The sequence below is a fragment of the Gammaproteobacteria bacterium genome (genome assembly GCA_041395725.1).
In the GTDB taxonomy this organism is placed as follows: Bacteria; Pseudomonadota; Gammaproteobacteria; order Pseudomonadales; family Pseudohongiellaceae; genus NORP240.
Genome location: JAWKZW010000001.1, coordinates 2802630 through 2817913 on the forward strand (window position 1 = coordinate 2802630; position 15284 = coordinate 2817913).

The following is a 15284-nucleotide window of genomic DNA, read 5'->3' on the forward strand; positions in this document are numbered from 1 at the left end:
GCTTAGCCCGCTCTGCGAGCACGAGCACCAATCTTCTTGGATGTCGGCTTGGAAGCTGACTCAGATGTATTTACAGCCGCCTCTTCTGCTGCCGAAAGATAATCAGCCCATGCCTGCATCATTTCACGGCGCTGGGAGAGCAGGATTGCCTTATTGTAAGTTGCGCGCACCTTGTTGCTTTCGACGTGGGCTAGCTGGCGCTCAATGGCATCGGGACGGAAACCCTGCTCGTTGGCCCAAGTGGAAAAAGTGGTTCGCCAACAGTGGGGTGTTGTTCTCGGCCCCAGATTCATGTCACGCATGGCATACGACAATCTGTTGGGCGTCGTGAACCCCTTGCCGCTACGGTGAGGAAACAGATAGCGTCCACCTTCGGTAATTGGCCGAAGGTCTTCGATCACCTGGATTGCCTGATCAGAAAGAGGGCAGACGTGGTCGCGTCCGGCTTTCATCTTCTCCCCCGGTCGGCGCCATACTTGTTCCTCAAAATCAAACTCGTTCCACTCTGCATCGGCTGCTTCGCCGGGTCGGCAGGCAGTTAGTGCAATGAGTCGCAGACACAGGGCAGTTTCTGGGTAGCCACGGTAAGCCCGAAGCTCTCGATAGAAGGCGCGGGTCTGCTCGGCGGTCAAGACGGCCTTGCTTTGGCTGGGAGGTATCTTGAGCAGTCCGCGCAGCGTTGGTATCGGGTTGGCGTCGGCCAAGCCCCGTACGATTGCATACTCAAAAATTGCGTTCAGGTCGCCCTTCACATGAATCCCGGCCCAGGCACCGTGGGCTTTGCAGGCCTCCAGGACGGGACGTATCTCTTTGACTCCGATCTCACTGATTGGAATCTCGGCCAGCTTCGGTGCGAGGTATTTCCGGATACGGCTTTCCTTGGCGCGGTACGAGCCTGGCTTGTAGCTCGCTTTCACCTCAGCCAGATAAGCAGCCGAGACTTTGGCAAAAGAGCTTTCCATGGCTCGCTTGCGTTCTTCGAGTGTCTCGATATTGCGCCGCTTTATCTCTTGGCGGTCGTGCGATGGGTGAATGCCTTGCTTGACGAGCTGCCGTGCCGAGTCCCGCTCCGTTCGGGCATCTGATAGGCCTACATCAGGGTAGGGGCCGATAGCGTAAAGATTCTCCTTGCCATCAATGCGGTACTTCCAGCGCCAGAGCTTGCTGCCATTTGGTTTGACCAAGAGGAACAGGCCGCCGCCATCACTGAGCTTATACGAGCGTGATTCCGGCTTCGCCGCCCTGACTTTGAGTTCGGTAAGTAGATCCTTTGGCATTGGCACCTCCAGGATGGGGGGGGGGCGGTACCCCCAAAATTTTTGAGCAGTACCCCCAACTGTACCCCCAAAAATCCTGGAATGCAAAATCCAACAGTAGACGTCGGCGGCTCAGAAGACCCAGGCTTTTTCAATGTAAGCTGTTGATTTTACGTTATATGCTTAGTCTATGGGCGGCTACTAACGTCTACTGAGGTATAGGAGAAATGATCAGACATTGAAGCGGAAGTGGATGACGTCGCCGTCCTGAACGATGTATTCCTTGCCTTCCAGTCGCCACTTACCGGCGTCCCGGGCGCCCGTCTCGCCGTTATTGTCGATAAAGTCCTGGTAGCCTATTACCTCGGCACGGATAAAGCCTTTTTCAAAGTCAGTGTGGATCACGGCGGCGGCTTTGGGAGCCGTCGCGCCCACCTTGACGGTCCACGCGCGCACTTCTTTTTCGCCGGCGGTGAAAAATGTCTGCAGGCCCAGCAACTGGTAGGCGGCGCGTATCACCCGATCCAGCCCTGGTTCTTCCATGCCCAGGTCCTGCAGGAACTCGGTTTTTTCCTCATCGTCCAGTTCGGCAATTTCCGCTTCCAGCTTATTGCAGATAGCGACCAGTTGAGCGCCTTCAGTGAGGGCGATATCCCTTACCTTGTCCAGGTGAGGGTTGTTCTCAAAGCCGTTCTCGTCCACGTTGGCAATATAGAGTACCGGTTTGACAGTCAGCAGGTGAAACTCGTACAGCGCCGCCAGGTCTTCCTTGCCGAGTGCCATTGTGCGTACCGGCTTCGCTTCGTCCAGGTGCAATTTCACCCGTTCCAGCAGTTGTGTCACGCGCAGCGCATCCTTGTCGCCGCTCTTTGCGACACGGGATACCCGGTTCAGACCCTTCTCGATACTCTCAAGGTCGGCAAGTGCCAGCTCGGTGTTGATGGTTTCTATATCCGAAGCAGGGTTAATCTGGTTGGCCACGTGGGTGACGTTCTCATCTTCGAAGCAGCGTACCACGTGGGCAATCGCGTCGGTTTCCCGGATGTTGGCCAGGAACTGGTTGCCCAGCCCTTCGCCTTTCGACGCGCCGGCTACCAGGCCGGCGATATCGGTGAATTCCACCGTGGTTGGCACAACCCGCTGCGGCTCGACGATTGCCGATAATTTATCGAGCCGTTCGTCAGGCACCGGCACCACGCCGGAGTTGGGTTCAATGGTGCAGAATGGGAAATTCTCGGCGGCGATACCTGCTTTGGTCAGGGCATTGAAGAGGGTGGATTTGCCAACATTAGGCAATCCGACGATGCCACATTTAACGCTCATAATTCAGATCCGTTTATAAAGAGTCCGGGGCCGGGGAGTCGGTCAGTTTTGGGTATGCAGCAGGCGCATGGCTTCTTCCCACCTGCCTGTCACGGCCTGGGGCATCACCCGGATCGCCGCATCAATGTCCGCCATGATTATTTCCGCCTCGGATTTCGAAGGGTCGGAAAGCACATAGTTGGCAACCATCGATTTATGTCCTGGATGTCCTACGCCGATGCGCAACCGGTAGAACTCATTGTTCCCACCCAGCGCGTTGATGATATCCCGGATCCCGTTGTGGCCACCATGACCGCCACCTTCCTTGAACCGGGTTACACCAACGTCGAAATCAATCTCATCGTAGGCCACCAGCAGGTGCTGTGGCTCGATCTTGAAGAATCGGCAGACCGCCGCGACGGATCGTCCGGAATGATTCATGAAGGTGGCTGGAATGAGAAGTTTAACGTCCCGGCCATCAATCGTTACGTTGCCGAACGCACCGGCGAATTTGGATTCATGTCGTAACTGCCCGTGATAGTGCCGGCATAGCTCGTCGAGGAAGAGCGCTCCGGCATTATGCCGATTGGACTGGTATTGCGAGCCTGGATTTCCCAGGCCCACAATCAGTTCGATGGGGTTGCCTTGCATTGGAGTTTCCCGCAGGGCCAGGCAGGGCCGACCCGGTCCTAGTCAGACTCGTTTTCGCCCTTGCCAGCAGCTGGCGCTTCAGGCGCTTCGGCATCCTCGTCGGATGCTTCCTTCTCTGCAGCCATCGGTGCCATGATATTCACAATCACTTCATCGGCATGTTCACCACCGTGAGCGAGAGCTACGCTGGTAACGCCTTCAGGCATCGGGATGTCGGACAGGTGCAGGGCATCACCGACGCCCAGTTCCAGCAGGTCCACTTCCAGGTATTCCGGCAGCTTGCCTGGCAGACAGGAGACTTCGGTTTCAGTGATGATCTTGTTGATAACACCATTTTCCAACTTGTGACCCTTACACTTCTCTTCATTGAGAAAGTGAATCGGTACATTCACGGTGATCTCTTCATCGGCGCGGACGCGCAGGAAGTCGGCATGCATGATGAAAGGCTTGGCCGGATGGCGCTGCAGGGCCTTGATGATCACCTGTTCGGAGTCTTTACCTACCTTGAGGGTGATGATGTGGGAGAAGAACGCCTCGTTCTCCACCGCATGACTGATTGCATCATGAGACAGAGTGATCGACAGGGGGTCCTGATTGCCGCCATAGACAATGGCGGGGATTTCTTTGTTCAGACGACGCAGGCGGCGGCTCGCACCTTTCCCCAGGTCAGTCCGAACTTTAGCTTCAAGTTCAAAGGCGTCAGACATAGTGTCCTCCGTTAGCGTGTAACCGGCTCGCGACCAGCCAGTGGTTACACTGATGGATTGATAAGTTAATTTTCAAGGTAAAAAAAACAGGCCGATCCGAAGAATCGGTCTGTCCCACTATTCAGTGCGCTGTCGACCGCTCAGGTATTGTCGAACATCGCGCTGATAGATTCTTCGTTGCTGACCCGGCGAATCGATTCGGCCAGTAATTTGGCCATGCTCAACTGGCGGATCTTTCGGCATTTGACACCGGCCTGACTGAGAGGAATGGTGTCAGTAACCACCAGCGAATCCATGCTGGAATTTTCAATATTCTCAATGGCCGCACCCGACAGTACCGGATGAGTGCAATAGGCGACGACCTGGGCGGCACCGTGCTCTTTCAGGGCATCGGCTGCCTTGCAGAGCGTGCCGGCGGTATCGACGATGTCGTCCACTATCAGGCAGCAGCGGTCTTTCACGTCACCGATAATGTGCATCACCTGCGCTTCGTTGGCCTGGGGGCGACGTTTGTCGATAATTGCCAGATCCACATTCAGTTGCTTGGCGACAGCCCGTGCCCGGACCACGCCGCCGATGTCCGGCGAAACGACCAGCAGGTTATCGTAGCGCTGTCGCTCAATATCATCGGTCAATACCGGGGAGCCGTACACGTTATCCACCGGGATGCTGAAAAATCCCTGGATCTGCTCGGCATGCAGGTCAACCGTCAAGACACGGTTAATTCCCACGGTGCTGATCATGTCTGCTACCACTTTCGCGCTGATGGCGACCCGCGCCGAGCGAACCCGGCGATCCTGCCTGGCGTAGCCGAAGTAGGGAATCACCGCAGTGATGCGGTTGGCGGAAGCCCGGTGCAGGGCGTCGGCGGTGAGCATCAACTCCATGATGCTGTCATTGGCAGGTGCACAGGTAGGCTGGATGATGAATACATCCTTGCCCCGCACATTCTCATTGAGCTCAACTGATATTTCGCCGTCGCTGAAATTGGTGATGCTGGCATTGCCCAGCGGGACACCAATGTGTCTGGCAATATTGTGTGCCAGCGCCGGATTGGCATTCCCGGCAAACACCATCAAATTACTCACCACTCTTTATTCCTATCGGGCAGGGGATTTTGTGCTGTTGGTTTGTTGCTTCTGGTCGGATTCTGGTTTGTCAGTTAGCTGGTTATCTATCTTTCTTTCGCTAGTTTACTAATTCGCTTTCGCTAATTTGCTATTTCACCATCTGTCAGGAAATTGGCTGGGGTGGCTGGATTCGAACCAACGCATGCAAGGATCAAAACCTTGTGCCTTACCACTTGGCGACACCCCAGTAGGGACCTGCTATTTTACTCGAATTTTTCCCTTGTTTCATACCCTCGAGAGTGCTGGCGAGCGGTTCAGCCCGCTGGCCAGAAATCCCTGCATCCGGTCCGGTACCTGGACCAGAATTTTCTGCGCGGTATCGAGGCTGTCAAAACCGGCAAAAACGCAGGAGCCGGTGCCAGTCAGCCTGGCGTCTCCAAACTGGCTCAGCCAGTTCAGTGCTTCGTCGACCTGCGGATACAGGTTTCGGACCACGTTTTCGCAGTCATTTCGGGACCTGCCCGCGAGAAAGTCGGCAATTTTGATGGCTGAGGAGTCCCGTGTCAATTGTTGATGAGAAAATATGTGGCCTGTCGACACGGCTATGCCGGGCCACACAACAATATAGTGGCGCGGCGGCAGATCCAGAGGCTTCAGTTGTTCGCCGACACCGCTGGCCCAGGCGCAGCGGCCCAGGATAAATACCGGCACATCGGCGCCAAGTTCGAGCCCGATCGCCATCAGTTCCTCGAGGCTAAGACCCAGTTGCCAGAGCGTATTCAGAGCCAGCAGGGTGGTCGCTGCGTCGGAACTGCCTCCCCCCAGGCCTCCTCCCATGGGAATACGCTTGCGCAGGCTGATTTCCGCAGCCAGGCCGGGCTTTGACACACTGTCCCGCAGTTTTTCTGCAGCCTGCAGAATCAGATTGTCATCCAGTGGCACTGCCGGGTCGTCGCAAGCCAGCGACAGCAGGCCGGCAGGCAGCCCTGCCGTATTGAATGTCAAGGTATCGCAAAGGTCGATCAGCTGAAAAACCGTCTGCAGGTTATGGTAGCCGTCAGCCCGCTGCCCGGTGATATGCAGAAACAGGTTCAGTTTGGCGGGTGCTTGGCAGATTAGCTCGCTGGTGCTCATGATCGATGCAGACACGTTGTTGAAGAACTGGCAGGATCACATATCCTCCGCTCAGAAGCCCTCGAAGTTCCAGTTGAGGCCCACGAAAGTCAGGCTGATATTGTTTTCTGCGCGACTCATTTCGATACGGCGGGGCAGGCTGTAGTCGCCAAACAGACGATAGTCCTCGTAGTGCAGAGTCCAGCCGGACTGCTGCAGGTGAACGACTTCGTTGAATTCGCCAAGCTCCAACTGGTGCTGCTCATCGGGAGTCGGCAGCCCCTTGATCCAATACTCTAACTGGGAAACGGGCAGCTCATAACCCAGGTGTTCCAGAATGAGCGCTTCCGGACTGCTGGCGGAGCGGATCTCCCCACCCTGTTCGAAGGTGACATAGCCAGGCTGTCCCTCAATGCGGGTCGCTCCGGCGTTGAGTGCACCCCACAGCCTGATCGTGTAGTGTCCGTCCTGCTGTTGCCAGCGGATTCTCGGGGTATGGGATTCGTCCTGGTAACGGGCATTGACCCGCCCCTGCATCTGCCAATGATCCAGCGCCAGCAGGCTTTGCTGGCGGGTCTGCCAGGCGGTGGTTTCCTCCAGCGGCGGCGCGCTCTGGCAGGCTGCCAATATCAGGCCGGTCATCAGCAGCACTGCCGGCGTTCTGACGGAAACAGAGCTATTCACGGTCCACCGTCACTGGACCAGGCGTTCCATGGCTTCATTGATAATGGGGCTGTCTGGGGTTTCCTCCAGGGCATCTTCCCATACCTGCAGTGCTTCCTGTTCGCGACCCATCACCCACAGCACCTCGCCCAGGTGCGAAGCCACCTCGTGGTCCGGAAACGCGGCAAAGGCACGCCGCAGGTTTTGCAGCGCGTCCTCGTACCGCCCCAGTTTGTATTGGGCCCAGGCCAGACTGTCGATCACGGCCGGGTCGTCGGGGGCCAGAGCAATAGCCTGTTCCAACAGCTCCAGGGCCTCCTGAAAGCGCGCAGTACGGTCGGCCAGCATGTAGCCCAGGTGGTTTAGAGCCCGAAAATCGTCAGGCTGCAGGCGAATGATGCGTCGCAGATCCCGTTCTGAGCTTTCCATGTCGCCCCGGCTGTCGTGCAACAGCACCCGGGTAAACAGCAGGTCGGTATCGTTAGGGTAACGTTGCAGCATGTCGGTGAGTACGGCCTCGGCGCGCTCCGTCTCCTCCAGCTGCATCAGCAGGTTGGCCTCTATATTGGTGAACACAATCTCCAGGCGCGGCTGGCCGCGGGACAATTCCACCAGCCAGTCATGGGCTTCGTCGAAACGGCCCAGCTCCATGGCGAAGCGGGTGGCCTGCTGCTGAGCGGCGACGAAATTGGCAGCCCCGACTTCCACCGCCCGGTAATGGGGTATGGCCTGTTCAGGCTGTTCCTGCAGCTCATGGATATAGCCCATGTAGAAATGGCTGTCGCTTACCCGGTGATCAGCTTCGACCAGGTCGGCGAGGCGGGCCAGGGCCTGATCATAGTCTTCCAGTTCCATGTCCAGCAGGGCGGCGGAATAAACCACTTCGTAGTCTTCTGGGTCCTGTTCCAGGATTATTTCGAATTGTTCGAGCGCGTCGTCAAATTCTTCCTCCTGGATCAACAGGCGGGCATAGTTGAAGCGCAGGGGTTTTTCCTCCGGAAATTCCCGCACGCCGTTGCGCAGCACGCGCAGGGCCCGATCAGCCTGTTCAAGGCCTTGCAGCAGTCGTGCCTCGGTCAGCAGGGCGCGCGGACTCTCGCCGTAGTTCTGGCGCAAGATCTGTAACTCCACCAGCGCTTCTTCCGGTTGTTGATTCTGACTCAACAATTCCACAATGGTGTACTGAATGGACTGCTGTTCCGGATACAGTCCGTGTAACTGCCGCAGGTTTTCAATCAGGCGGGTTCTGCGACTGGTGGGCAGTCGCTGGCTGCGTGCTGACAGAGTTGCGAAATCCATTTCACCGCCGAGATCGATCACGTCGGCCATGTGGTTGACCGCGTCCTCAAAGCGCCCGGCGTCCAGCAGCTGGAAGCTCAGCATCAGGTGAGGGTCGATATTGTCAGGTTCCAGCTCCGCCCACAACAGACCAAGCTGGACCAGGGCGTTAATGTCGCCGGTGACGGAGGCGAACTGGCTGGCGCGCCTTACTATAGCGATATCCCGGGTTTCAAAGGCCAGCCGATAGTAGTTGTCACTGGCCTGTTCCAGGTCACCCTGCTGGCCGCTCAGTTCGCTGACGATAGTCTGATACAGCTGTTCCTCGGTGAAGGCGCCATACTCAATCTCGGGTTCCGGTTCGGATGCGGTTGCGTTGACTGCCGGGGCAGTGGCGGCAGTTTCCGGTGGCGTGGCGCCTGGATTAACACTGGCACAGCCGACCAGGAACAGGGCGAAGGCCAACAGGGAGGCCCTGGCTGGGTGTAATGGCAACTTTAATTTAGGCATCGTCTGGTTCTTAGCTACTCAGGTGTCAGGATTGTATCAGGTTGAAAGATCTGCAACACGCCCTTTGAGGGGGCCGCCCGCTGGGCCCCCGGACCCGGAAAGCCGGACTCCAGGGCGATTCCCGAACCGTTCCAGATGGACTTGGAGAGCCTCTCATGTGTAACATAGCGTCCTTTTTCGCACAGGGTTGCTTTGGCTGACCGAAGGCCTGCCCTGGGCATTGTCCCGGACTTTTACATCCGGCACGTTGTGCAGCTGAGGCCGGTTATAGAAGCCTCTGAAAGTGGTCTCGTCCAACGGGTCGGTGACCACTATAATCAGTCAGCAATTGCTGTTTGCGTACCAGTCTTCTGCCGGGACTTCTCGCTTGAGGAGAAGACCGATCCGGCCGTGGGCTGATTTCACTAGTAGATACGGCCGCAACAGGGCCCCGGTTCAGACACAGGCAGACTTTCCCGGAAAATTCATGGCGCTGGTTCTGGCAGGTATCAATCACAACACCGCGACAATCGATTTGCGTGAGAAGGTCGCGTTTCCGCCGGAAATCGTGGCGCGGGCCATCGATCAGCTCCGGAAGCTTGAGGGCGTGGAAGAGGTGGTTATTGTCTCCACCTGCAATCGCACCGAGCTTTACCTGGCAGTGGACCTTGTTGGTGACCCCGGCGCACCGGATCTGCGCAGCAGCGAGGAACTGACCAGGGATACCGACCTCGAGGCAATTCAGCAGCAGGTTACCCAGTGGCTGGGTCACTTTCACCAGCTGGAAGCGGGCGAGATCCGAAATTGCAGTTATTTCTACTGGCAGGAACAGGTGGTGCGGCACTTGATGAAGGTCTGCAGTGGCCTCGATTCCATGGTGCTGGGAGAACCCCAGATCCTGGGGCAGATCAAATCCGCCTATGCTGTGTCACGGGAGCTCGATATCGTCGGCGTTAATCTGGGCAGGGCGTTCCAGGACGCGTTTTCCGTCGCTAAGGAGGTCAGGACCGACACCGCCATTGGCGAAAACCCGGTATCTGTGGCTTACTCCGCGGTTACTCTCGCGGAGCGCATTTTTTCCAATCTCCCCAGTTTGAGTGCGTTGCTGATTGGTGCCGGCCGCACCATGGAGCTGGTCGCCCGCCATCTGCAGGAAAAAGGCCTGACCCGGATCGTGGTTGCCAACCGGACCCTGGAGCGGGCGGTGGAACTGGGCAGCCGCTTTGCCGGTCATGGTGTACTGCTGTCGGATATCCCGGAGCAGCTGGTCAATGCAGACATTGTGGTCTCGTCGACCAACAGCCAGTTGCCGCTGCTGGGCAAGGGTGCGGTGGAGAAAGCCTTCCGGCAGCGCCGTCACCGGCCTATGCTGCTGGTGGATCTGGCGGTGCCGAGGGATATCGAGCCCGAAGTCGGTGAAGTGCCCGATGCCTATCTTTATACCATCGACGATATCCGCGGTGTGATCGATGACAGCGTGCGAAGTCGAACCGAGGCGGCGAACGAAGCGGAGCTGATAATTGAACGTGGGGTTAGTGATTATCAGCGCCAGGTGAGGTCGCTGGGGGCTGTTTCCACGCTCAAGACATTCCGCAGCAGAGCGGACCGGATACGAAGCGCAGAGCTGAACAAGGCGTTACGGGCACTGGAGAAGGGGGATTCCGCTGAAAAGGTGCTGGAACTCCTGTCTCGGGGCATTACCAATAAATTGATTCATGCCCCTACCGTTAAGATGAAGCATGCCAGTGCAGAAGGTCGGGACGAGCTGCTGATGCTGGTACGAGAACTCTACGATCTGGATGATCAGGAAGCTGACAGGTCATAAGCTATGAAGGACACCATACACAACAAGCTGGATGCACTTAACGACCGGTTCGATGAGCTGGAAGCACTGCTCAGTGACGCCGAGGTCATAACCGACCAGGGTCGGTTTCGTGAACTCTCCAAGGAGTACGCCGAGCTGGAACCGGTAGTGAAAAGCTATCAACGTTTCCAGGCTACCGGCTCGAGTCTTGCCGAGGCCCGGGAACTGCTCAGGGATGGCGACGCCGACATCCGAGCCATGGCCGAGGAGGAAATCGGCGGGCTGGAAACCGAGCTAGAGACGCTGGAACTGGACCTGCAGAAACTGCTGCTGCCCAAAGACGCCAAAGACAGCTGTAACGTGTTCCTGGAAATCCGGGCCGGCACTGGCGGTGACGAGGCTGCCATCTTCTCCGGGGATCTGTTCCGTATGTACTCCCGCTACGCGGAGAACAACGGTTGGAAAACCGAGATTATCTCCCAGCGACCGGGTGAGCATGGGGGATACAAGGAAATCATCCTGCGCATCGAGGGCAAGGATGTCTATGAGAAACTCAAATTCGAATCCGGCGCTCATCGCGTACAGCGGGTACCGGAAACGGAAACCCAGGGGCGGATCCACACGTCCGCCTGCACGGTAGCGATCATGCCGGAGCTGGACGACGTGAACGAAATAGACATCAGCAAGAACGATCTGCGCGTCGATACCTTCCGGGCCAGTGGCGCGGGAGGGCAACACGTCAACAAAACCGATTCGGCGATCCGCATCACCCACCTGCCCAGCGGCATCGTGGTGGAGTGCCAGGATGAGCGCTCCCAGCACAAGAACCGGGCCCGTGCCATGTCGCTGTTGCAGGCCAAGCTGCTTGACGAGGCGCAGCGGGCGCAGGCTCAGGAAGAATCCGACACCCGACGCCAGCTGGTAGGCAGTGGTGACCGTTCGGAAAAGATCCGTACCTATAACTACCCTCAAGGCAGGGTCACTGATCATCGTATCAAGTTGACCCTGTATAATTTACCCGAGGTAATGGAAGGCGATCTTGGCGCTGTGATTCAGCCCCTCATCAATGAATTTCAGGCGGATCAGCTGGCGAGCCTTGCCGCGGAAGGCTGATCCCTTGACCGTGTCCCCCCCTCAGTCGGACGTTGATAACGAGTCGTGTATTGCCCGGCTGCTGGATCAGGCCGCCTGCCTGCAACAGGTCAGCGATACCCCGAAACTGGACGCGCAGCTGTTACTGGCAGAGGTGCTGGGCTGTTCCCGCGCCAGTATAGTGGCGCATCCCGAGCGCCTGGTAGAGGGCGCGCTTCGTCAGCGTTTTTCGGCCCTCTTGCAGCGCCGCCAGCGGGGAGAGCCGCTGGCCTATATTCTTGGCCGTAAAGGCTTCTGGGATTTTGAGGTCAGTGTGGATGCGCGGGTATTGATTCCCCGGCCGGAGACGGAACTGCTGGTGGAAAAGTCCCTGCAATGCCTGGCTGGCAGGGAGAACGAGCCCCTGCAGTTGCTGGATCTGGGAACCGGCAGCGGCGTTATGGCCATCGCGCTGGCACGCCACAGTCCAACCTGGCAGGTAACGGCCACCGACCAGAGTTGCGCCAGCCTGGCCCTGGCCAGAGACAATGCCCGGGATCTCGGTGTGGCCAATATCCGGTTCGTACAGACCTCCTGGCTGGATGCCTTCAGCACCGGCAACTTCGATCTCATTGTCAGCAACCCCCCGTACGTCATGGAGAACGATCCGCATCTGTTGCAGGATGGCCTGACTTTCGAACCTCGTACCGCCCTGGTGGCAGCGGAAGACGGGCTGGCCAGCCTGCGGCTGATAATCACGCAGGCCCCGCGATACCTGCGGTCGGGTGGCTGGTTGTTACTGGAGCATGGTTATGATCAGGGCCCGGCAGTCACCAGCCTGTTTGAACAGGCGGGCTGTCCAAAGCCCCGAGGCTGGCAGGATCTGGCGGGATTGGATAGAGTTACCGCAGGGCGCTTTCACCCCTGATAGCCTGTCGGGCTCAGGGGTTCGCAGCGAGGCGAGTGGAAAATCGAAGCAGATTTTTTCCCCGGTAATGGGGCGCATAATGCTGCGAAGCAACGAGAGAGCGGTGGAATCTGGCTGATTACCCGCCGCCGTAAAATTATTCCGAGTCCGACGGACTCACAGATAGGAACAACATCATGCAGGACCAGCAGCTCCTCCGTTACAGCCGCCAGATCATGTTGCCGGAGCTGGATGTGGAGGGGCAGCAGAAGCTGCTGGATGCCTCGGTGTTGATTGTCGGTATGGGCGGTCTGGGTTGCCCCGTCGCGCTCTACCTGGCCGCCGCCGGCGTAGGGCACCTGACAGTCGCCGATGACGACACGGTGGAAATCACCAACCTGCAGCGCCAGATTGCCCATGGTGAACAGGATATCGGCAAGTCCAAGGTGGATTCCGCGGCCGCCACTTTAAAGAGCCTGAATCCTGATGTCTGTCTGACCCTGCTGAACCGGAGGCTGCAGGGGAAAGAGCTGGAACAGGCAGTAAAAAACCAGACTGTCGTAGTGGACGCGACCGACAATTTCACTACCCGTTTCGAAATCAACGACGCCTGCCTCAAGGCTGGCGTACCTCTGGTCTCCGGTGCTGCCATTCGCATGGAGGGGCAGGTTACAGTATTCGACAGCCGCCAGGACGACAGTCCCTGCTATCAATGCCTTTACGGTAAGGGTGATGACGAGGACGCCAGTTGTGCGCGTAATGGTGTCATGGCACCTGTGGTGGGTATTATAGGAACGATCCAGGCCCTGGAAACCATCAAGTTGATCGCCGGCATCGGCAGCAGCCTGACGGGAAGGCTGTTGTTACTGGATGCTGTCTCGATGCAGTGGCGCGAACTGCGCTTGCGCCGTGATCCCCACTGTCCGGCCTGCTCCCGGTAGCTGGCAGCGTCTCATTCGGGGCGGAGGGGAAGGAGTTTTTTCGCAGCCCTGCGAGCGGTTGGCTGCCTGGCAGCTTTCACTCGCTGGCCGGGCTGACTGCCATCGGGCAGAGTGAAACCGGTGACCTGACGCTAACAGAACAGAACGAAACAGAAAATAGCGAATCGAATCGAAAAGGACGTGCCATGGGTCAGAAATCGATGGGTCTGGAAGAGAATATCGCCGCTTTACTTGCCTATGCGCTAGGCTGGATCAGCGGTCTGATCGTAATTCTGGTGGAAAAAGACAACCGGTTCGTTCGCTTTCACGCCATGCAATCCATAATTACCTTCGGCGCCTTGACGATTCTGAGCATCCTGCTCGGCAATCTGCTGGCATTTTTCGGTTTCCTTGTTCCGTTCTTGAACCTGCTGGGGTTCGTGCTGTGGGTACTGCTGATGGTCAAGGCCTACCAGGGAGAACGGTACAGGTTGCCGGTTATCGGCGATCTTGCCGAGGAATGGTCTGAGAAGGTGGATCTTTAGACGCATGTACTCCCGGTGGTTGATCCCGCATCAGCCCGTTCCAGATCCTTCCTGGCGCCGCCCGGAAGCGCCGTTGTCCGACCGTCCGGGTGCGGCGATTTTGCGCTACACCCGAACTCGGTTATCATGCGGACGCTTTTCAGGGGCCAATTCCCGTAAATTCGACAGCTTTCCCCTGGCCGGCAAGGATCCCGATGGAATCAGGCAGTTCTGAGAAAATACCGTTCGACATCTTCAACCTGCAGCCCCCGCTCCGCCAGGCGATAGCGGATCTGGGCTTCGAATTCTGCACGCCGATCCAGGCCCAGAGCCTGCGCTACACACTGCAAGGGAATGATGTAACCGGCAGAGCCCAGACGGGCACAGGTAAAACAGCCGCCTTTCTCATTACCATCATCAACGATCAGCTTTGCAACCCGGTCGAGGAAGAACGCTTCAGCGCCGAACCGCGGGCCCTGGTGATAGCCCCGACCCGCGAACTGGCGATCCAGATCGCCGATGACGCAGTCAAGCTGACCCGCCACACCGACATCCACACCGTGACCCTGGTGGGCGGTGAAGACTATGTCAAACAGGAGCGGGCGCTGGCCCGGCAGCCGGTGGACATCGTGGTGGCCACGCCCGGCCGGCTGTTGGATTTCGTACAGAACGACAAGCTGTACCTGGGGCTGGTGGAAATTCTGGTGATTGACGAAGCGGACCGGATGCTGGATATGGGGTTCATTCCCCAGGTGCGGCGCGTCATCGCCCAGACACCGAAAAAGGAATGTCGCCAGACGCTGTTGTTCAGCGCCACCTTTACCCCTGAAATTTTCGAACTGGGCGAGCGCTGGGCCATGGATCCGATCCTGATTGAGGTGGAACCGGAAAAAGTGGCAACCGAATCCGTTGAACAGATCGTTTACCTGGTCACCACTGAACAGAAATACGACCTGTTGTACAACCTGCTCTCCGAGCCGGGCGCCGATCGGGTTATTGTGTTCAGTAACCGGCGTGATCAGGTGCGAAGGCTGGCGGACAACCTGCACCGCAATGGCATCGAATGCGGCATGCTGTCGGGTGAGGTCGCGCAGAACAAACGGATAAAAACCCTGGAGGGGTTCAAGCGCGGCGATTTCAATGTGCTGGTTGCTACCGATGTCGCGGGGCGCGGCCTGCACATCGAGGACGTTACTCACGTCATCAACTACTCCCTGCCCGAGGAGCCCGACGACTACGTGCATCGCATTGGTCGGACCGGTCGGGCTGGCGCCATCGGAACGTCGATCAGTTTTGCCTGTGAAGAGGATTCCTTCCTGCTGCCTACCATCGAGGAGAAACTGGGGGCGAAACTCCCCTGCGTACACCCGGATGAAAGACTGCTGGCGAAAGCGCCGGGGTTAACCCGCGCCTCCAAGTTCAAGGCACCCGAAAAGAAGGACAGCCCCAGGCGCCGCAGGCCCTGACAGCCGCAGGGCCGGGTTGGAAGAACATCGGGATGCCTGTCCCGAACAGGGTGTTCTCTTCCC

Annotated in this window: 14 protein-coding genes and 1 tRNA gene; 6 read left to right on the forward strand and 9 right to left on the reverse strand. The window is 57.8% G+C overall.

Translation table 11 applies throughout. From position 1 onward, the window contains the following. Positions 1-2 precede the first annotated feature (2 nt). The 9 genes from R3F50_12270 to R3F50_12310 all read right to left on the reverse strand — a co-directional run bounded on the left by R3F50_12270 (position 3) and on the right by R3F50_12310 (position 8550). Positions 3-1277 (reverse strand): integrase arm-type DNA-binding domain-containing protein, encoded by a 1275-nt coding sequence (locus R3F50_12270; GenBank protein MEZ5491077.1) that lies wholly within the window; start codon positions 1275-1277, stop codon positions 3-5. Between the two features lie 210 nt (positions 1278-1487). Next, positions 1488-2579, reverse strand: a complete 1092-nt coding sequence (ychF, locus tag R3F50_12275) for a redox-regulated ATPase YchF (GenBank protein MEZ5491078.1) — start codon at positions 2577-2579, stop codon at positions 1488-1490. Positions 2580-2621: 42 nt separating this feature from the next. Next, positions 2622-3209 (reverse strand): aminoacyl-tRNA hydrolase, encoded by a 588-nt coding sequence (pth, locus tag R3F50_12280; GenBank protein ID MEZ5491079.1) that lies wholly within the window; start codon positions 3207-3209, stop codon positions 2622-2624. A gap of 38 nt (positions 3210-3247) precedes the next feature. Next, on the reverse strand, positions 3248-3916 hold the full coding sequence (locus R3F50_12285; GenBank protein MEZ5491080.1) for a 50S ribosomal protein L25/general stress protein Ctc: 669 nt from the start codon (positions 3914-3916) through the stop codon (positions 3248-3250). A 140-nt stretch (positions 3917-4056) separates the two neighbouring features. Continuing rightward, the gene (locus tag R3F50_12290) at positions 4057-5004 is read right to left on the reverse strand and encodes a ribose-phosphate pyrophosphokinase (GenBank protein MEZ5491081.1); all 948 of its coding nucleotides are present in this window, start codon (positions 5002-5004) and stop codon (positions 4057-4059) included. Between the two features lie 154 nt (positions 5005-5158). Continuing rightward, a tRNA-Gln gene (locus tag R3F50_12295) sits at positions 5159-5233 on the reverse strand. A 38-nt stretch (positions 5234-5271) separates the two neighbouring features. Beyond that, positions 5272-6120, reverse strand: a complete 849-nt coding sequence (gene ispE / locus R3F50_12300) for a 4-(cytidine 5'-diphospho)-2-C-methyl-D-erythritol kinase (protein MEZ5491082.1) — start codon at positions 6118-6120, stop codon at positions 5272-5274. A 51-nt stretch (positions 6121-6171) separates the two neighbouring features. Further along, entirely contained in the window at positions 6172-6783 is a 612-nt protein-coding gene (lolB, locus tag R3F50_12305) for a lipoprotein insertase outer membrane protein LolB (protein MEZ5491083.1), read from the reverse strand. 9 nt (positions 6784-6792) lie between these two features. Next, positions 6793-8550: a tetratricopeptide repeat protein gene (locus R3F50_12310; GenBank protein ID MEZ5491084.1), complete on the reverse strand. Its 1758-nt coding sequence runs from the start codon at positions 8548-8550 to the stop codon at positions 6793-6795. Positions 8551-9016: 466 nt separating this feature from the next. Between R3F50_12310 and hemA the strand changes: the two genes are divergently transcribed. The 6 genes from hemA to rhlB all read left to right on the forward strand — a co-directional run bounded on the left by hemA (position 9017) and on the right by rhlB (position 15221). Next, the gene (gene hemA, locus R3F50_12315; GenBank protein MEZ5491085.1) at positions 9017-10354 is read left to right on the forward strand and encodes a glutamyl-tRNA reductase; all 1338 of its coding nucleotides are present in this window, start codon (positions 9017-9019) and stop codon (positions 10352-10354) included. 3 nt (positions 10355-10357) lie between these two features. Next, the gene (gene prfA, locus R3F50_12320; protein ID MEZ5491086.1) at positions 10358-11446 is read left to right on the forward strand and encodes a peptide chain release factor 1; all 1089 of its coding nucleotides are present in this window, start codon (positions 10358-10360) and stop codon (positions 11444-11446) included. Between the two features lie 10 nt (positions 11447-11456). Beyond that, complete coding sequence (prmC, locus tag R3F50_12325; GenBank protein MEZ5491087.1) at positions 11457-12332, forward strand: peptide chain release factor N(5)-glutamine methyltransferase; 876 nt, start codon at positions 11457-11459, stop codon at positions 12330-12332. Positions 12333-12508: 176 nt separating this feature from the next. Continuing rightward, positions 12509-13252, forward strand: coding sequence for a molybdopterin-synthase adenylyltransferase MoeB (locus R3F50_12330; GenBank protein MEZ5491088.1), 744 nt, complete (start codon positions 12509-12511; stop codon positions 13250-13252). Between the two features lie 185 nt (positions 13253-13437). Continuing rightward, entirely contained in the window at positions 13438-13776 is a 339-nt protein-coding gene (locus R3F50_12335; protein ID MEZ5491089.1) for a DUF4870 domain-containing protein, read from the forward strand. A 194-nt stretch (positions 13777-13970) separates the two neighbouring features. Then, entirely contained in the window at positions 13971-15221 is a 1251-nt protein-coding gene (gene rhlB, locus R3F50_12340; GenBank protein MEZ5491090.1) for an ATP-dependent RNA helicase RhlB, read from the forward strand. Positions 15222-15284: the final 63 nt, after the last annotated feature.